This is a genomic window from Pseudomonas sp. 32_A (genome assembly GCF_017490905.1).
GTDB lineage: Bacteria > Pseudomonadota > Gammaproteobacteria > Pseudomonadales > Pseudomonadaceae > Aquipseudomonas > Aquipseudomonas inefficax.
Genome location: NZ_JAFGYI010000050.1, coordinates 19,124 through 36,106, shown reverse-complemented (window position 1 = coordinate 36,106; position 16,983 = coordinate 19,124). Strand labels below are relative to the sequence as shown.

Sequence of the window (16,983 nt, the reverse complement as noted above, 5' to 3'; positions counted from 1 at the left end):
AGTCGGAGGTATGAAACAGACGCATGGATGACCTGTTGGTGTCGAGTCGAGCAAGCGGGGAAAGGGCGGTATGGTAACCCAAGCATGGGGCCGCTGTGCGGCCCAATCGCCGGCAAGCCAGCTCCCACCGGTTCTGCACTGTCCTTGAGCTTTGTGCAGTACCTTTGGGAGCTGGCTTGCCGGCGCTGAGGCCGGTCGACTTTCCCTCAATACCAGGTAATATCACCGGTATGCCGGGGTGCCTGGCACCGGCTGCGCCGGTGTTCGCGGGTGAACCCGCTCCCACAGGTACTGCGCAAGGTTCTCGGCGTACGCGGTCATTGTGGGAGCGGGTTTACCCGCGAAGAGGCCTGCACAGGCAGCACATCACTTGGGATAGAGCGGCGGCAAGCTGCCGTTCTCCCCAGCTGGCAACAACACCTGCTCAGCCGGCGGAATCGTACCAATCGCCCGCCACAAATCCTCACCCTGCCAATACTGGCCACTCTCGCTGTACAACGCCCCGTTCAACCCATCCAGCGCATCCGACAACGGCACAAAGCGCGCCGCCATCTCGGCCAGGGTTTCCGGCTGCTGCCGGGCCCAGGCGTCCAGCGCCTGGCGGGTGGCCTGCGGGTCGTTGGCCTGGCACGCGCGCTTGAGATCATCCAGCAAGGTACGCGGGCTCGGCCCGGCCTGCGCGGCGCGCAGCACCGCTGGCTGCGAGCGGGCGCGCCACCACAGGGCAAAGCCCAGCAACGTGGTGAGGGCGAACACCAGGGTGGCCAGCTGCCAGGGCCACAGCAAGCTGCTGGCACTGCTGTTGTCACCAACCGGGGTGTCGGCGCTCAGTGCCGGGTTGTCCTGCACGTTCAGCGTGCGCGCCGGCAAGCTGCTGTGCTCCAGGTGGTCTTCGCGGGTGTTCCACCAGGCCACTTCCAGCGCCGGCAGGGCCAGCGTACCGCTGTGGGTCGGCACCAGGGCTTCGCGCTCTTCGCGGTTGGCGGTCATGCCGCGGTCGCTGATTTCGTTGCGCAGCAACGGCTGGTCGGGATAGCGGCGCAGGCCGGTGATTTCGGTGGCTGGCAGCGGCGGCAGTTGGGTGCTGGACAAGCCTTCGGCACGCAAGGTGATGTTGCGGGTCAGCGAGTCGCCAATCTGCACCTGCTGGTTGCCAGGGTCGGGGTTCCAGTGCTCTTCCAGGGTCAGGCTGCGGGCCGGTAGCCATGGCACGCCAGCAGGCCAGGCCGCCGGAATCGGCCGTACGGCCAGGCGCAATGGCAGCGAGCTGACCTGCACCTGGCGGCCGGCCCGGGCCGTGCCGTTGGCTTGTGGGGCTTGGTCCGGGCTGGCGGCGGCGGTGGCGGTGAAGGTCAGTGGCGGGATTTCGAGGGTGCCGCTTTGCTGGGCATACACGGCATAGCGGGTTTCGATCACGCCGTGGCGGACGCCGTTGATTTCCTTTTCATAGGTGCGCGATTCACCCAGCGGTTCGACTTTGGCCTTCTCCAGTTGAAGCGGGCTGAGGCTGCTGTCGTCGTACAGTGCCACCGAATGGTAGATGCGCAGGGTGAGCACGGCCTGGGCCTGGACGTAGACCTCGCTGCTGTCGAGCGTGGCTTCGATGAACACCTGCGAGGCACTGTCCTGGCGGCTGGCATCGGCCTGCAGCACTTGCAGTTCGATGGCCTGGCTGTGCGACTGGCCCAGTTGCAGTTCGGGGATGCGCAGGCTGCCGCTGCGCCGCGGCAGCAGGGTGATGATCCAGCGGGTGCTGGCGCGGGTTTCGCCGTCGAGGCTGTGCAGGCTGTTCAGCTGGCGCGTGCCGCGCACTTCGAAGTCACCCTCCAGCGCACGCAGGTCGGGCTTGCCGAACTGGGTGACGTCCTGGCTTTCCAGGGTCAGCTCCAGGCTTTCGCCGGCTTCCAGGCGGGTACGGTCGACGCTGGCCTGCAGCAGCGGTTCGGCCTGGGCCAGCACGGCCCACAGCAGACTGAGGAGAAAGACGCCGAAGCGACTCATTTTGGGGTTTCCTGATGCAATTGCTGTTCATACCAGAATTTGCGCCGCAGCAGCTCCGCCGGGTTGTCGGGGATCTCCCGCAGCCATTGTTCCAAGGCCTGGCGCTGTTCGGCATCGAGGCTGGTCGATACCGGGCGCTGTGGCGGCTGGATGACGCTGTCATCCGCGCCCGCCTGGTTGCCGGGCGCTGCCTGGCTGTTGCTGTTTCCTTCGCCGGGCTGTTCGGCGCTGGCTTGTTCGTCGTCGCCGGGCGTGCCCTGGGCCGGGCTGCTGGCCGAGCTGCTGTTGCCTTCGGTTTCACTGCCGGGCGTGCCTTGGGCATCGCTGCTGGCCGGTTGTTCCTCGGCCTTGGCCTCGCGCTGTTGCAGCAGTTGCTGCACCAGTGCCTGGTTGTCCAGCGCCACTTGCAGGTCGGGCTGGCGTTCAAGGGCTTGTTCGTAAGCGTCCAGGGCCGCTTCCAGTTCACCGCTGCGGGCCAGGGCATTGCCTCGATTGTAGTGGGCGGCGGCGGTGTCGCCTTGGGAAAAGGCTTCGGCGGCGCCAGCATAGTCGCCCGCCTGGTACAGGGCCATGCCGCGCCATTGCGGATCCTGGAACTGCCGCGCGGCGCTGGCCGGGCGGTTTTGCTCCAGCAAGCGCTGGCCCTGCTGGTCGGGGCGCAACCACAGGTCGTTGAACTCGAAGGCCTGGCTGGGTTGGGGCAGGGCCAGCAGCAGCGGCAGGCAGAACAACCAGCCGCGCCGGCCGGCACAGGCGGCCAGCAGCAACAGCGGCAGCAGCAGCCAGTAACCCTGGTCGGCCCAGCTGTCCAGTTGCAGGGTCTGGCCGTCATTGCGCCCGGCGCGCGGGTTGTCGAACAGGCCCAGGCCACGCAGGTCGAGGTCGTCGATGCGGGCATGGCGGTAGCGCCCGCCGGTGCTGCTGATGAAGCCCTTGAGGCTGGCGCTGTCCAGGCGCGGCAACAGGATGCCGCCCTGGTCGTCCTTGAGGTATTCGCCGTTGGCCTGGCGCACGGGTGTGCCTTCGCGGCTGCCGATGCCCAACATCAGCAAGCTCGGGCCCTGGCGGCCGAGGGCCTGGGCGATGCCTTGGCGCTCCGGGGCGCTGAGCGAGGAGCCGACCAGCAGCAGGCGGCCCTGGCCCAGGCCGCTCTGGGCCAGCAGGGCCAGGCCTTTTTGTACGGCCAGGTCGGCGCGCTGACCGGATTTGGGCATGATCGACGGGTCGATCGCCTCGAGCAGGTTGCGGCTGGTGGCCAGGTCATCGGACAGTGGCACCAGGGTGTGCGCGGAGCCAGCATAGACCACCAGCGCGGTCTGGCTGTCGCGGCGGTGCTCCAGCAGGTCGAGGATTTTGCGCCGTGCCTGCTCCAGGCGGTTGGGCGGGCTGTCTTCGGCGAGCATCTGCGGGGTCAGTTCGAGCAGGATCACCAGTGGGTCGGCCGGGCGCTGGCGGCTTTCCTCGACGCGCTGCCAGCTGGGCCCGAGCAAGGCCAGGATTACCAGCGTCCAGGCCAGGCCCAGCGCTACCCACGGCAGCTTGCTGGTGCTGCCGCTGCCACCGCCGAGCAGCACGCCATGGAACGCCGGTGGCAGAATCATCTGCCAGCGCCCGGCGCGCTTGCGCCGGTGCCACAGTTTGTACAGCAGCCAACCGAGCAGGGGCACGGCCAGCAGCCACAGCGGGCGCAACCATTCGGGCCACAGTTGGATCATCGCCGCCTCCTCAGGCGCAGGCGCTTCAGGCGCTGGCGCCATTCCGGGTGCGGTTGCAGGAAGCGCGGCTTGCGCAGCAGGCGGTGCAGCAGGTTGTCGGGCCATTGCACGGCCAGCACCAGTAGCACGCTCAGCAGCAGGGCCAGGGCCAGGGGCCAGGCATACAGCGCCTTGGCGGTGCGTGCCTGGGTCGGTTGCTGGGCCACCGGTTCGAGTTGGTCGAGGGTGTCGCCAATGGCGTCCAGTTCGGCGCCGTCATGGGCGCGGAAGTAGCTGCCGTGGGTGATGTCGGCAACTTCCTTGAGCGAGGCTTCGTCCAGGTCCAGGCTCGGGTTCAGGCCGAGCAGGCCTGGGGTGCCACTGGCTTCGGGGTTGGCGCCGATGCCGATGGTATAGATACGCACGCCTTCCTGGGCGGCCAGGCGGGCGGCAGTCAGCGGGTGGATCTGCCCGCCGTTATTGGCGCCGTCGGTGATCAGCACCAGCACCCGGCTTTGTGCCGGGCGTTGGCGCAGGCGCTTGACCGCCAGGCCAATGGCGTCGCCGATGGCGGTGTTCTTGCCGGCGATGCCGATCTGCGCCTCGTCGAGGAAGGTGCGCACGGTGCGCCGGTCGAAGGTGAGCGGGGCCTGCAGGTAGGCCTGGCTGCCGAACAGGATCAGGCCCACGCGGTCGCCCTCGCGGTCCTGCAGGAAGTCGCCGAGCAGCGCCTTGACCAGGTCGAGGCGGCTGATTTCTTCGTTCTGCCACTGCATGTCGGGGAAGTCCATCGACCCGGACACATCCACCGCCACCAGCAGGTCGCGGCCGCTGGCAGCCACTGGCACCGGCTCGCCCAACCATTGCGGGCGGGCGGCGGCGCACAGCAGCAACAGCCAGATGACGACAAAGGGCGCCTGCTGGCGCCAGGTCGGCAGGTTGAGCCGCGCGCGGCGCCCGGCCAGGCCTTCCAGTTCGTCGAGGAAGCCCACCTTGAGCACCGGTTCGCCGCTGTCGGCGGCCGGCAGCACCAGGCGCGCCAGCCACGGCAGCGGCAACAGGGCGAAGACCCACGGCCAGGCCAGTTCAAACATGCTTGCGAATCCAGGTTTCGACGGCTTGGCTGAGCCCGGCGATGGCCTTGTCGTCGAGCTTGCACTCGGGTTTGTAGGCGCCTTCGACCAGTACCATCCAGCGGGTCAGGCCGGCGGCCGGGCAGCGGTTGTCGAGAAACGCCAGCCACTGGCGGCCGTTGAGGGTATGGCTGTTGGCGCCTGGGTAGTGGCTGCGGCACAGGCGCTTGAGCAGGGCGTTGATCTGTTGCAGCCAGGCTCCGGCCGGGGCGCCGTCGTAGGGGCGCGGCAGCCGGGCCAGTTCGGCCAGCGCTTCCACGCGCACCGGGTCCAAGGGTTGTTCGGCACGCACGATGCGGCGTTTGCCCGGGCGCCAGTGGCGCACCCGCCACAGGCCCCAGGCCAGCAGCGGCAGCACGGCCAGCAGCAGCCACCAGCCGGGTGCCGGTGGCCACAGGCCGATCGGCGCGGGGGCGATCAGCGGCTGCAGTTGGTCAAGCGGGTTCATTGGCCGCTGCTCTTCATGACGCGCTCCGTGGCCGCTGGGCGTTCAGGTACTCGCGCAGTTGCTCGATCATTTCGCTTTGGGTGCTAAGTGGCATCAGCAGCACGCGCAGCTTTTGCGCCATCAGCTCCCAGCGCTCGATGCGCGCTTCGGCCTGCTGGCGGTAGGCCTGGCGCAGGTTGGCGTCCAGGGTGTCGAGCTCCAGCTGTGCGCTACGCTGGGCGAAGCGCAGCAGGCCGGCGGCGGGCAGGGCGTGGTCGAGCGGGTCTGACACCGGCATCAGCAGCAGGTCGCAATGGCGCGAGAGCATGGCCAGGTGCTGCTCCACCTGGGCGGTGAGCGAGCGCTCATCGCAGATCACGATGGCCAGGCTGCCGGGGCGCAGCACTTCGCGGGCGCGGCGCAGGGCCAGGCCGAGGCTGTCGGCACCGGGGCTGGCCTCGGTGTGCAGCGCCTGGTTGACCTTGGCCAGGCGGTTGAGCAGTTGCAGCAGGCTCTGCTTGCTGCGCCGGGGCTTGATTTCGTGGTGCTCGTTGTCGCCGAACACCAACCCGCCGATGCGGTCGTTGTGGCCCAGCGCGGCCCAGCCGAACAGCGCTGCGGCCTGGGCGGCCAGCACCGACTTGAACATCAGCCCCGAGCCGAAGAACAGCCGTTGGCTCTGCTCGACGAGGATGAAGATGGGGCGTTCGCGCTCTTCATGGAACAGCTTGGTGTGCGGCTCCTGGGTACGCGCGGTAACTCGCCAGTCGATGTTGCGTACATCGTCGCCGGCCTGGTACACGCGCACTTGGTCGAAGTCCACGCCGCGCCCGCGCAATTTGGAGTGGTGCAGGCCCACCAGCGGGCTGCGCTGGCCGGGCCGGGAAAACAGCTGGATTTCGCGCACGCGGTGGCGCATGTCGATCAGCTCGGCAAGGCCGATGCGGATGCCGGGTTCGGCCAGCGACGCGGTGGGCATGGGCTCAGGCAACGGCGACGACGTCGAGGATGCGCTGGACCACGCGGTCCTGGTCGATCCCTGCCGCCTCGGCCTCGAACGAGAGGATTATGCGGTGACGCAGCACGTCGAACAGCACCGCCTGGATGTCTTCGGGGCTGACGAAATCGCGCCCGGCCAGCCAGGCGTGGGCACGCGCGCAGCGGTCCAGCGAAATGGACCCACGCGGGCTGGCGCCGTAGGCGATCCAGTCGGCCAGTTCGCTATCGAACTTGGCCGGGGTGCGGGTGGCCATCACCAGCTGCACCAGGTATTCCTCCACCGCGTCGGCCATGTACAGGCCGAGGATTTCCTTGCGGGCAGCGAAGATCGCCTGCTGGCTGACCCGGCGCTCGGGCTTGGTCTCGCCGCCCAGGGCTTCACCACGGGCCTGCAGCAGGATGCGCCGCTCTACCGCAGCGTCGGGGAAGCCGATTTTCACGTGCATCAGGAAGCGGTCGAGCTGGGCTTCGGGCAGCGGGTAGGTGCCTTCCTGCTCGATCGGGTTCTGCGTTGCCATCACCAGGAACAGCGGCGACAGGTCGTAGGTGCTGCGGCCCACGCTGACCTGGCGTTCGGCCATGGCTTCGAGCAGGGCGGACTGTACCTTGGCCGGGGCACGGTTGATTTCGTCGGCCAGCACCAGGTTGTGGAAGATCGGCCCCTGCTGGAACACGAAGCTGCCGGTTTCCGGGCGGTAGATTTCGGTACCGGTGATGTCGGCCGGGAGCAGGTCGGGGGTGAACTGGATGCGATGGAACTGCGCCTCGATGCCTTCGGCGAGCTCTTTGATGGCCTTGGTCTTGGCCAGGCCCGGCGCGCCTTCGACCAGCATGTGGCCGTCGGCCAGGAGCACGATCAACAGCCGCTCGACCAGTTTCTCCTGGCCGAGGATCTGGGAAGAAAGAAAGGTGCGCAGCGCGATCAGCGCTTCACGGTGTTCCATCGGTGACGGTTCCTGGTATGGGGCCGCAGGCGGCTGGAAGCAGCTGCCCTGGCAAGGGGTGATACTTTAATCCATCCGGGGGGGTGGCGACCAATGGCGGCAGGGAAATTTATCCTTGCCAGGGGCCATGCAGGTCCGGAATTGTCCTGCATGTGGCTGGCCATTGGCTGATAGCCCGCAGCGGTGTGCTGGCGCCTGCTTGTGCTTTTTGCACAAGCAGGAGGCACGAAGATGGACCTGAACAGCTGTAGCACTGCACGCATCACGCCGCTCACCCTGCGTTTTGGCGTGTTCTTCGATGGCACCGGTAACAACCATCACAATGTGATGGCGGTGGATGCACCGGCGGGCAAGGGGGCCAGTTATGCCAATGCCTTGAGCAATGTGGCCCTGTTGCATGCGCTGTACCCGGCGCAGGGGACCAATGCTGACGGGACCATGGCGTTTCTGAAGCGCTATGTCGAGGGCGTGGGCACCCTGGCGGGGGAGGCGGACCATGCCTATGCCTCGGCCACCGGGTGTGGAAGCAGGGGGGCCGAGGCGCGGGTCGAGGAGGCCTTGGCGGGGATTGCCGGGCAGCTGCGCGACTGGCTTCGGGCGCACCCACAGGCAAGGCTCGAGCGGGTCGAGTTCGACCTGTTCGGTTTCAGCCGGGGCGCGGCGGCGGTGCGGCATCTGGCCAACCTCTTGCACGATAGCGGCGGCGAACGCTTGGCTGTGGCCTGCGGCATCGTGATCAACTTCATCGGCCTGTTCGACACAGTGGCGGCGATCATCGCGCCGCTGCAGGGTGACTTCGATCCCGCCGACGACCGCCATGGTGGCTTGCGCCTGGGCCTGGGCGCGGGCATTGCCCGGCAAATGGTGCAACTGGTGGCGGGTGACGAGCAGCGGCACAACTTCCCGCTGGTGCGCAGTGGCCATGACATCCTGTTGCCGGGCGTGCATTCGAACATTGGCGGTGGTTACCCGGATACCGCGCAGGAGCAGGTGCTGCTGTGCAAACCGCAGTCACAGCGGGTGCCGCAGGGTATGCGCGCCGAGAAGACTCGCGTGCATGCCAGCGTCAGTGCCTTGCTGGTGTCGGCATTCGGCGAACTGGGGGCACCCAGGCCGCAGATGCTGGTCTGGGAGGAGCCGATTCCCGGTGGCCTGCCGAGCGAGGCGCAGAAGCAGGTTTATGCGGCGGTGTATCGCGAGCGGGAAGTAGCGGGGCAGCTTTCCCGGGTTTACCTGAGCATCATGCGCGAGTTGGCGGTGCGGGCGGGTGTGCCGTTTGCGCCTTTGGGCGGGCAGGCTGAGCATCGGTTGCCGGAGGAGTTGCTGGGCATCAGCCGCAAGTTGCACGGATTTGCTTTGGGTGAATGCGAAGAGCCTGGGTTGACCGAGGATGAGCTGTGTTTGTTGCGCGACAGGTATGTGCATGCGTCGGCGAACTGGAATGCGTTGAAGGGGTTGCGTAACAGTGTGCTGGATGTGTTGTTCGTCAATCGGCCGAGGGCAGGGGGGCGGGTGATGCATGCCAATCCAGTCGCTTGAGCCGCCTGTGGGAGGGGGTTTGCATGGCACCAGCTGCGCCGGTGTTCGCGGGTCAACCCGCTCCCACAGGACCTGCGTCAATTGCCGAGAACGGCGTCCAGCAGGCCCTTCAGGTAGGCGCTGCCTTGCGCATCCAGCGGCTGCAGGGGCAGGCGTGGAGCGCCGACATCCTGGCCGAGCATCTGCAGACCGGCCTTGATGGTGGTGGGCAGGCCGCGCCGGGTGATGTACTCCAACAGTTCGTACTGGCGGTAGAACAGCGCGCGGGCTTCAGCCAGGTCGCCTTGCTGGACCGCATCCCACAGCGCCAGGTTCAGCGTCGGGATCAGGTTGGGCGCGGCGGTGCACCAGCCGGTGGCACCGGCCACCAGGGCTTCCAGGGTGAGCGGGTTGCAACCGTTGTAGAAGGCCACCTGGCCATCGGTGGCCTTGAACAGGCGGTGCATGCGCTGGATGTCGCCGGTGCTTTCCTTGACCATGGTCACATTGTGCACTTCGCCGAGGATGCGCAGGATCAGCTCCACCGACAGGTCGGTGCCGCTGGTGCCCGGGTTGTTGTAGAGCATGATCGGAATGTCGATGGCCGTACCCACCGCCTTGTAGTGGGCAACCACTTCGGCTTCGGTGAGCTTCCAGTAGGAGATGGGCAGTACCATCACCGCCGTGGCACCGCATGCCTGTGCCAGGCGGGCGCGTTGCACGGTGCGCGCGGTGGTCAGGTCGGAGACGCTGACCACGCTGGGCACGCGGCCGGCAATGCGCGCCTGGCTGAAGCGCACCACGGTTTCCCATTCGCTGTCGGACAGGTAGGCGCCTTCGCCGGTGCTGCCCAGCGGTGCGATGGCGTGCACGCCGTCGGCGATCAGGCGGTCGATGGACAGGCCCAGGGCATCCAGGTCGAGCGTGCCGTCTGCCATGAAGGGAGTGATGGTGTAACCGATAACGCCGCGAATTACAGGTGTAGACATAACCAGGCACCTCTGCCGTTGTTGGGGAAAGCGTACAGCTTCAGTCAGCCCAGGCAGTCGCCATGGGCACGCAAGGCACGGCGCGCGTAGTAGCTGAACGCGGCACCATGACGTTTGGGGGTGGAGATCCAGTCGTGGGCTTCCTTGCCCAGGGCATCCGGGATGGGGCGGATGTCACCGGCACCCATGGCCAGCAGCTGCATCTTTGCTGCGCGCTCGAACAGCATGGCAAGGACGCAGGCTTCCTCGATCGAGCGACCGGCGATCAGCAAGCCGTGGTGGGAAAGCAGGATCGCGCGCTTGTCGCCGATCGCCCTGGAGATGATTTCACCCTCTTCGTTGCCCACCGGTACGCCGGGCCATTCCTTTAGAAACGCGCAGTCGTCGAACAGCGGGCACAAGTCCATGTGCGAGATGGCCAGTGGCACTTCCAGCATCGACAGGGCGGCGCTGTGCAGTGGGTGGGTGTGGATGATGCAATTGACGTCGGGGCGTGCGCGGTACAGCCAGCTATGGAAGCGGTTGGCCGGGTTGGCCATGCCGCGGCCTTGCAGCACGGTGAGGTCTTCGTCGACCACCAGCAGGTTGGAAGCGGCGATCTCGTCGAAGCCCAGGCCAAGTTGTTGCGTGTAGTAGGTGCCAGGCTGCTCGGCGCGGGCGGTGATCTGCCCGGCCAGGCCGGAGTCGTGGCCACCGTCGAACAGGATGCGGCAGGTGAGGGCGAGTTTCTGTCGAGGGGTGTAGGTGTTGTCGGCCAGCGCCGTCAGCATCTGCTGCTGGGCGAGTTTGACCAGTTGGTCCTTGGGGGTCTGCATGGTGGTCGTCATGGGCGGTACCTGCACGGAAAGGGCGATGGTTGGCTGATCGGCGAGGAACACCGTCAGGACACAGCTGCGATATTAATGACACAAAGTGTCATATGCAAGCGATGTGTCATCGACAGCGCCAGTCATGCGGACTGCGCGGCGGCGAGGTATGGCGGGTTGTCAGAGGTGGTGCAGGCAACGATCGGCAGGCCAGCCCTGATCACAGGGCTGGCACGTGCCCTTCAAGGCGCGCCGAACAGCATCGTCCAGTAAACGCCGTTATCGCTACGCGAGTTCTCGGCAAAGGCCGCGCCCACCTGGGTAAACATCGGGTTCATCAGGTTGGCGCAATGCCCGGGGCTGGCCAGCCAGCCTGCCATCGCCTTGCTCGGTGAGCCCTGGCCTGCGGCAATGTTCTCGCCGATCTGCCGCCCACGGTAGCCGGCATCCCAGGCCCGATCCGCGGGTAGATCACCGTCGAGGTCGCGGTGCGCGAAGAAATTGTCGTTGGCCATCGCCCGGCTGTGGCGCTGCGCCGCCGTTCCCAGGGCGGTGCTCCAGGTCAACGGGCGTGCAGCGGCAAAGCGCTGGCGACCACACAGGCGCGGCTTCGCCCGTGCAGCGTTCACCTGTGCCAGCAACGCGTTGCTGGCCGATCGCCCATCGCCGAGCCGGGCATCGAGCAGAGGCCGAGCCAGCAGCACTCGCCATTCGTTGCGTGAGCGACTGACACCGATATCGGCATACTGGCTATCGAGCAGCGCTGCGCAATAGTCGCTGCGGAGCATGTCAAAGGCCTCCTCGGCATCCTGCGCGCCGACCAGACGGATGGCCCGCACCTTCACCGCCTGATAACCCGCAGCTTTCAATCCCTGCCGCAACTCCCCGCTGTAGCCGACCGGCAACGCCAGTTTCGGCTTCAGCACCAGCGGCGTCGAGCCTCGGATCACGCGCCGTTCGCAGCGCTGTGGCTGGGCGCGATAATCGTTGATGGCTGCCACAAGCTGCCTTTCCCCACTGGCATGGGCGGGGTTGGCGAACAGAGGGAACAAAGGAATGAGGCAGAGCGAGACGAAGGGGGAGCGACGGACTGCTTGGCGCATGGGGTGAATGGCTCGGGTGAATGACGGCGGCAAAGCCGAATTGAGGGCTCGGCTAAGACTGTGCGCCTCAATACAGGTTCACGTGCACGGGGTACAATTTTTCGCTAGTACTCAACTTGAATGCTGCAACAAGGTAAACGCAATGACACAAGCTACCGATCAGGCTTTTTATGACCGCGCCGATGCGCATATCGACCTGGCGAACCAGCAGATCGAGAAAATCGAAGACCTGGGCAAGGTCAGTGCCTCACTGACCTTCGGCGCCTCGCGCTTCAATGCCTGGATGAGCGCCCGCAGCTTCAAGACCAGTGCCGAGCTGGCTGCCGCGCGGGAGGAGCTGTTGAAGTATTTCTGCGAGCAGTACCGGATGATGCTCGAGGACAACCTGGACGAGCACATCGAGCATTTTGACCGGTTTGTGCTAGGTAAAGGCGACTGAACCATGGGGGCGCGATCTCATGGAACTGCACACGGCTCATTGAACTAGCAGGGACCCTGTGGGAGCGGCTTTAGCCGCGAACACCGGCGCAGCCGGTGCCATGCACCGCGTTGGATTCTTCGCGGCTAAAGCCGCTCCCACAGGGTACGCGGACCGCTTGCGAATTCAGTCCTCTACCCGCCAGTGCAGCCTTATCGGGCCTTCTTCTCCAGAAGCCGCGCCCCGGTGCCTTCCTTGCCCAGCACATCCTCGGGGTTGCGCAGCGGGCAATCCTCCAGCGACAGGCAGCCGCAACCAATGCAGTTGTCCAGGCTGTCGCGCAACGCTTCCAGGGTGCGAATGCGGGCGTTCAGGTCTTCGCGCCAGGCGGTCGACATCTCGCCCCATTGCGCTGCGGTGAGCTTGCTGTTGGGCGCATAGCGGCTGAAGGCCTGCTTGATCTCCTCAAGCGGAATACCCGTGCGCTGCGCCACCTTGATGATGGCCAGCGTGCGCAAAACCAGTGAAGGATAGCGGCGCTGGTTACCCGCAGTACGCACGCTGGCGATCAGCCCCTTGGTCTCGTAGAAGTGCAGCGCAGACACCGCCACGCCGCTGCGCTTGGCCACTTCCCCTACCGTCAGCATCCGTGTGTTGTCCGCTGCCATGCCTGTTGACCTCAAGTTAAGTTGAGCTCTTATAGTCCTGCCCGATCTTCTCCGCAACCGCTTTCCCTGATGATCGGAGCACTGCATGAACAAAAGGACGTTACTGGCCTGGGCTGGCGCTGTTGCAGGTGTGCTGGGCGCTGCCCATGCATTGGTCGGCAGCGGCTCGGCGCCACCGGCTGCAGCGGCATGGCCGGCGACCAGGGTGGCCCTGGCCACGGCCGAGCAGGTGCAGCTGGCACGGCAGAACTTTGCCTCGGGAGAGCTGGAGGCGGTCAACCAGGTACAGGTGGCGGCCGAGACGGCGGGGCGCATCACCCGCATCGCCTTCGAGTCGGGGCAATTGGTGAGTGCAGGGCAGTTGCTGGTGCAGCTGAACGATGCCCCGGAGCAAGCCCAGCGTGTGCAGTTGCGGGCCAGGCTGCGCAATGCCGAAGTGGTGCTGCAGCGCAGCCGCAAGCTGCGCGCGGTGAACGCCGTGTCCCAGGAGCTGCTGGACAATGCCGCCACCGCCGTGGACGTGGCCAGCGGTGAGCTGCAGCATGTCGAGGCGTTGATCGCGCAAAAGGCCATACGTGCGCCGTTTGCCGGCAAGCTCGGCATTCGCCGGGTGCATCAGGGCCAGTACCTGAGCGCTGGTGAGACCATCGCCAGCCTGGCCGATATCAGCCAGCTGCATGTCAATTTTTCCCTGGGCGAGCAAGCCGCCCCGCAGGTGCACGTGGGGCAACCGCTGGCGCTTACGGTGGATGCGGTGCACGGGCAGGACTTCCAGGCCCGGGTGGTAGCGGTGGACCCGGTGGTCAGCAAGGCGCGCCTGGTGCAGGTGCAGGCGGCCTTGCCGAACCTGGGCGGGCAGTTGCAGCCGGGCATGTACGCCGGCGTGCGCCTGGATGCCGCGCAGCCGTCAAGCGTGCTGGCCGTGCCGGAAACCGCGATCACCTACACCGCCTACGGGCAGACGGTGTTCGTCGCTACCCGGGACCCGGAACATGGCACCCGGGTCAGCCGGGTACGGGTGACTACCGGCGAGCGCTGGCAAGGGCGGGTGGAGATCACCTCAGGCCTGGCGCCCGGTGACCAGGTGGTGGTTTCCGGGCAGCTGAAACTGAGCGACGGCATGCCGGTCGAGCCCGTGGCGCAGGACAGCCTGCAGGCCAGCCAGGGAGGGCGGCAATCGTGAAGTTCACCGACGTCTTTGTCCGCCGCCCGGTACTGGCGCTGGTGGTCAGCAGCCTGATCATCCTGCTGGGGCTGTTTGCCATGGGCAAGCTGCCGATCCGCCAGTACCCGCTGCTGGAAACCTCCACCATCACCATCAGCACCGAGTACCCCGGTGCCTCCGCCGAGCTGATGCAAGGCTTCGTGACCCAGCCGATCACCCAGGCGGTGTCGTCGGTCGAGGGCATCGACTACCTGTCCTCGTCGTCGCAGCAGGGGCGCAGCCTGATCACCTTGCGCATGGTGCTCGATCGCGACTCGACCCAGGCACTTGCCGAGACCATGGCCAAGGTCAACCAGGTGCGCTATCGCCTGCCGGAAAAGGCCTACGACCCTGTGGTGGAGCTGTCGGCAGGTGACTCCACCGCGGTGGCCTACGTGGGCTTTGCCAGCGAAACCTTGTCGATACCCGAACTTAGCGATTACCTGTCGCGGGTGGTGGAACCGCAGTTCTCCGGCATCGACGGTGTGGCCAAGGTGCAGTCGTTCGGCGGGCAGCGCCTGGCCATGCGCCTGTGGCTGGACAGCGAGCAGATGGCCGGGCGCGGTGTGACGGCCGCGGATGTGGCACAGGCGGTGCGTGCCAACAACTACCAGGCGACGCCGGGGCAGGTGCGTGGGCAGTATGTGCTGGCCGATATCCAGGTCGATACCGACCTGACCCGGGTCGAGGACTTCCGCGAGCTGATCATTCGCAACGATGGCACCGACCTGGTGCGCCTGCGCGATGTCGGTACCGTCGAGCTGAGCGCGGCAGCCACCCAGACCAGCGCCACCATGAACGGCAAACCCGCCGTGCACCTGGGGCTGTTCCCCACCCCGACCGGCAACCCGCTGGTGATCGTCGAAGGCATTCGCCAGCTGCTGCCGCAGATCCGCCAGACCCTGCCACCTGGGGTGGAGGTGGCGCTGGCCTACGAGACCGCACGCTTCATCGACGCCTCGATCGACGAAGTGCTGCGCACCCTGGTGGAAGCCATGCTGATCGTGGTGCTGGTGATCTGGCTGTGCCTGGGTTCGCTGCGCAGCGTGGTGATCGCGGTGGTGGCCATCCCGCTGTCGATGCTCGGTGCGGCGGGCCTGATGCTGCTGTTCGGCTTCAGCCTGAACCTGCTGACCTTGCTGGCGATGGTGCTGGCCATCGGCCTGGTGGTGGACGACGCCATCGTGGTGGTGGAGAACGTGCACCGCCATATCGAAGAGGGCAAGTCGCCGGTTGCCGCGGCGCTGGCCGGGGCGCGGGAAATCGCCGGGCCGGTGATTGCCATGACCCTGACCCTGGCCGCCGTATACGCGCCGATCGGCTTGATGGGCGGGCTGACCGGCACGCTGTTCCGTGAGTTTGCCCTGACCCTGGCGGGGGCGGTGATCGTGTCCGGCATCGTCGCGCTCACCCTGTCGCCGGTGATGAGTTCGCTGTTGTTGCAACCCGGCCAGCAGCATGGCGCCATGGCCAACATGGCCGACCGCCTGTTCGGCATGCTGACCGGGGCCTATGGGCGAGTACTCGCCTACACCCTGGCGCATCGCTGGATCAGTGGTGGGGTGGCGCTTCTGGTGTGCCTGAGCCTGCCTTGGCTGTACCTGCTGCCGCAGCGCGAACTGGCCCCGCCCGAGGACCAGGCGGCGGTGCTGACAGCCATCAAGTCGCCGCAGCATGCCAGCCTGGATTATGTGGAGCGCTTTGGTCTGAAGCTGGACCAGGTGATGAAGTCCCTCGCCGAAACCACCGACACCTGGATCATCAACGGCACCGACGGCCCGGCCGCCAGTTTCGGCGGCATCAACCTCAGCGCCTGGCAGGCCCGCGAGCGTTCCGCCGCGCAGGTGCAGGCGCAGTTGCAGCAGGCCGTGGCGGACATCGAGGGCAGCAGCATCTTCGCCTTCCAGGTGGCCTCGCTGCCGGGTTCCAGCGGTGGCTTGCCGGTGCAGATGGTGTTGCGCAGCGCACAGGACTACCCCAAGCTGTACCAGACCATGGAGATGATCAAGCAGCGCGCCCGCGACAGCGGCCTGTTCAGCGTGGTGGACAGCGACCTCGACTACAACAACCCGGTGGTCAAGGTGCGCATCGACCGCGCCAAGGCGGCCAGCCTGGGCATCAGCATGCAGGCCATCGGCGAGTCGCTGGGTGTGCTGGTGGGCGAACAGTACCTCAACCGCTTCGCCCTGTTCGGGCGCTCCTACGACGTGATCCCGCAAAGCATCCAGGACCAGCGCCTGACGCCAGCGGCGCTGAACCGCCAGTACGTGCGCGCCGAAAACGGCAGCCTGGTACCGCTGGCCACGGTGGTGCACCTGGACATCGAAGTGGCGCCCAACCGCTTGCTGCAGTTCGACCAGCAGAACGCCAGTACCCTGCAGGCGATCCCGGCGCCCGGTGTGTCGATGGGCAATGCCGTGGCATTTCTCGAACAGCTTGCCGCCGAACTGCCACCTGGCTTCAGCCATGACTGGCAGTCGGAGTCGCGCCAGTACGTGCAGGAGGGCTTTGCCCTGATGTGGGCATTTCTCGCCGCCCTGGTGGTGATCTACCTGGTGCTGGCCGCGCAGTACGAAAGCCTGGTGGACCCGCTGATCATCCTGGTGACCGTGCCGCTGTCGATCTGCGGTGCGCTGCTGCCGCTGGCGCTGGGCTGGGCCACGCTGAACATCTACACGCAGATCGGCCTGGTGACCCTGATCGGCCTGATCAGCAAGCACGGCATCCTGATGGTGGAGTTCGCCAACGAGATCCAGGTGCGTGACAACCTCGACCGTGCCAGCGCCATCGTCCGCGCTGCGCAGATACGCCTGCGGCCGGTGCTGATGACCACGGCGGCGATGACCTTCGGCGTGCTGCCGCTGCTGTTCGCCAGCGGCGCCGGGGCCAACAGCCGCTTTGGCCTGGGGGTGGTGATCGTGTGCGGGATGCTGGTGGGGACCTTGTTTACCCTGTTTGTGCTGCCGACGATCTATGCCTTGCTGGCGCGAGACCATCGGCTGACCACGGTGCGGGGGCAGCAGTTGGCGGAGGCTGAGAGGGTGCTGGGTATGTGAAGGGGAACCGGGCCATTGGGGCC

At 66.4% G+C, this 16,983-nt stretch carries 14 protein-coding genes; 4 read left to right on the top strand and 10 right to left on the bottom strand.

Annotated features, from left to right (window positions below; translation table 11 throughout):
• Nucleotides 1-366: 366 nt before the first annotated feature.
• From J5M58_RS23095 to J5M58_RS23070, 6 genes are read right to left on the bottom strand one after another with little or no spacing between them, the layout of a single operon-like run.
• Nucleotides 367-2,001, bottom strand: a complete 1,635-nt coding sequence (locus tag J5M58_RS23095) for a BatD family protein (RefSeq protein WP_207879727.1) — start codon at nucleotides 1,999-2,001, stop codon at nucleotides 367-369.
• Nucleotides 1,998-3,716, bottom strand: coding sequence for a tetratricopeptide repeat protein (locus J5M58_RS23090; protein WP_207879725.1), 1,719 nt, complete (start codon nucleotides 3,714-3,716; stop codon nucleotides 1,998-2,000). The genes J5M58_RS23095 and J5M58_RS23090 overlap by 4 nt, the downstream gene beginning before the upstream one ends.
• Nucleotides 3,713-4,789 carry a VWA domain-containing protein gene (locus J5M58_RS23085; RefSeq protein WP_207879723.1) on the bottom strand — a complete coding sequence of 359 codons (1,077 nt, stop codon included), beginning with the start codon at nucleotides 4,787-4,789 and terminating at the stop codon, nucleotides 3,713-3,715. The genes J5M58_RS23090 and J5M58_RS23085 overlap by 4 nt, the downstream gene beginning before the upstream one ends.
• Nucleotides 4,782-5,276, bottom strand: coding sequence for a DUF4381 domain-containing protein (locus tag J5M58_RS23080; RefSeq protein ID WP_015269461.1), 495 nt, complete (start codon nucleotides 5,274-5,276; stop codon nucleotides 4,782-4,784). Before J5M58_RS23080 ends, J5M58_RS23085 begins: the two co-directional genes overlap by 8 nt.
• Before the next feature lie 13 nt (nucleotides 5,277-5,289).
• The gene (locus J5M58_RS23075; RefSeq protein ID WP_025338269.1) at nucleotides 5,290-6,234 is read right to left on the bottom strand and encodes a DUF58 domain-containing protein; all 945 of its coding nucleotides are present in this window, start codon (nucleotides 6,232-6,234) and stop codon (nucleotides 5,290-5,292) included.
• A 4-nt stretch (nucleotides 6,235-6,238) separates the two neighbouring features.
• Nucleotides 6,239-7,198: a MoxR family ATPase gene (locus tag J5M58_RS23070; RefSeq protein WP_112252082.1), complete on the bottom strand. Its 960-nt coding sequence runs from the start codon at nucleotides 7,196-7,198 to the stop codon at nucleotides 6,239-6,241.
• Between the two features lie 231 nt (nucleotides 7,199-7,429).
• Here J5M58_RS23070 and J5M58_RS23065 point away from each other — a divergent pair, with 231 nt between their 5' ends.
• Nucleotides 7,430-8,737, top strand: a complete 1,308-nt coding sequence (locus J5M58_RS23065) for a DUF2235 domain-containing protein (RefSeq protein ID WP_207879721.1) — start codon at nucleotides 7,430-7,432, stop codon at nucleotides 8,735-8,737.
• A 77-nt stretch (nucleotides 8,738-8,814) separates the two neighbouring features.
• On the opposite strand, the gene J5M58_RS23060 is transcribed toward J5M58_RS23065, so the two are convergent.
• The 3 genes from J5M58_RS23060 to J5M58_RS23050 all read right to left on the bottom strand — a co-directional run bounded on the left by J5M58_RS23060 (nucleotide 8,815) and on the right by J5M58_RS23050 (nucleotide 11,614).
• A complete protein-coding gene (locus tag J5M58_RS23060) occupies nucleotides 8,815-9,705 on the bottom strand; it encodes a dihydrodipicolinate synthase family protein (RefSeq protein ID WP_112252084.1) in 891 nt (296 codons plus the stop codon).
• Between the two features lie 44 nt (nucleotides 9,706-9,749).
• A complete protein-coding gene (locus J5M58_RS23055; protein WP_047932985.1) occupies nucleotides 9,750-10,532 on the bottom strand; it encodes an aldolase in 783 nt (260 codons plus the stop codon).
• A gap of 221 nt (nucleotides 10,533-10,753) precedes the next feature.
• Nucleotides 10,754-11,614, bottom strand: coding sequence for a CAP domain-containing protein (locus tag J5M58_RS23050; protein WP_112252085.1), 861 nt, complete (start codon nucleotides 11,612-11,614; stop codon nucleotides 10,754-10,756).
• Between the two features lie 142 nt (nucleotides 11,615-11,756).
• Here J5M58_RS23050 and J5M58_RS23045 point away from each other — a divergent pair, with 142 nt between their 5' ends.
• Entirely contained in the window at nucleotides 11,757-12,053 is a 297-nt protein-coding gene (locus tag J5M58_RS23045) for a DUF3144 domain-containing protein (RefSeq protein ID WP_112252086.1), read from the top strand.
• Nucleotides 12,054-12,244: 191 nt separating this feature from the next.
• Here the strand turns inward: J5M58_RS23045 and soxR are convergent, their stop codons facing one another.
• Complete coding sequence (gene soxR / locus J5M58_RS23040; protein ID WP_207879719.1) at nucleotides 12,245-12,700, bottom strand: redox-sensitive transcriptional activator SoxR; 456 nt, start codon at nucleotides 12,698-12,700, stop codon at nucleotides 12,245-12,247.
• Nucleotides 12,701-12,785: 85 nt separating this feature from the next.
• Here soxR and J5M58_RS23035 point away from each other — a divergent pair, with 85 nt between their 5' ends.
• Complete coding sequence (locus J5M58_RS23035) at nucleotides 12,786-13,883, top strand: efflux RND transporter periplasmic adaptor subunit (RefSeq protein WP_207879717.1); 1,098 nt, start codon at nucleotides 12,786-12,788, stop codon at nucleotides 13,881-13,883.
• Nucleotides 13,880-16,960: a MexW/MexI family multidrug efflux RND transporter permease subunit gene (locus tag J5M58_RS23030; RefSeq protein ID WP_207879716.1), complete on the top strand. Its 3,081-nt coding sequence runs from the start codon at nucleotides 13,880-13,882 to the stop codon at nucleotides 16,958-16,960. Before J5M58_RS23035 ends, J5M58_RS23030 begins: the two co-directional genes overlap by 4 nt.
• Nucleotides 16,961-16,983: the final 23 nt, after the last annotated feature.

Excerpts from the sequence above, each read along its gene's own strand:
- J5M58_RS23090 (WP_207879725.1), bottom strand. The coding sequence starts at position 3,716 with ATGATCCAACTGTGGCCCGAATGGTTGCGCCCGCTGTGGCTGCTGGCC.
- J5M58_RS23035 (WP_207879717.1), top strand. The coding sequence starts at position 12,786 with ATGAACAAAAGGACGTTACTGGCCTGGGCTGGCGCTGTTGCAGGTGTG.
- J5M58_RS23045 (WP_112252086.1), top strand. The coding sequence starts at position 11,757 with ATGACACAAGCTACCGATCAGGCTTTTTATGACCGCGCCGATGCGCAT.
- J5M58_RS23075 (WP_025338269.1), bottom strand. The coding sequence starts at position 6,234 with ATGCCCACCGCGTCGCTGGCCGAACCCGGCATCCGCATCGGCCTTGCC.
- J5M58_RS23070 (WP_112252082.1), bottom strand. The coding sequence starts at position 7,198 with ATGGAACACCGTGAAGCGCTGATCGCGCTGCGCACCTTTCTTTCTTCC.
- soxR (WP_207879719.1), bottom strand. The coding sequence starts at position 12,700 with ATGGCAGCGGACAACACACGGATGCTGACGGTAGGGGAAGTGGCCAAG.
- J5M58_RS23080 (WP_015269461.1), bottom strand. The coding sequence starts at position 5,276 with ATGAACCCGCTTGACCAACTGCAGCCGCTGATCGCCCCCGCGCCGATC.
- J5M58_RS23065 (WP_207879721.1), top strand. The coding sequence starts at position 7,430 with ATGGACCTGAACAGCTGTAGCACTGCACGCATCACGCCGCTCACCCTG.
- J5M58_RS23085 (WP_207879723.1), bottom strand. The coding sequence starts at position 4,789 with ATGTTTGAACTGGCCTGGCCGTGGGTCTTCGCCCTGTTGCCGCTGCCG.
- J5M58_RS23055 (WP_047932985.1), bottom strand. The coding sequence starts at position 10,532 with ATGACGACCACCATGCAGACCCCCAAGGACCAACTGGTCAAACTCGCC.
- J5M58_RS23050 (WP_112252085.1), bottom strand. The coding sequence starts at position 11,614 with ATGCGCCAAGCAGTCCGTCGCTCCCCCTTCGTCTCGCTCTGCCTCATT.
- J5M58_RS23060 (WP_112252084.1), bottom strand. The coding sequence starts at position 9,705 with ATGTCTACACCTGTAATTCGCGGCGTTATCGGTTACACCATCACTCCC.
- J5M58_RS23095 (WP_207879727.1), bottom strand. The coding sequence starts at position 2,001 with ATGAGTCGCTTCGGCGTCTTTCTCCTCAGTCTGCTGTGGGCCGTGCTG.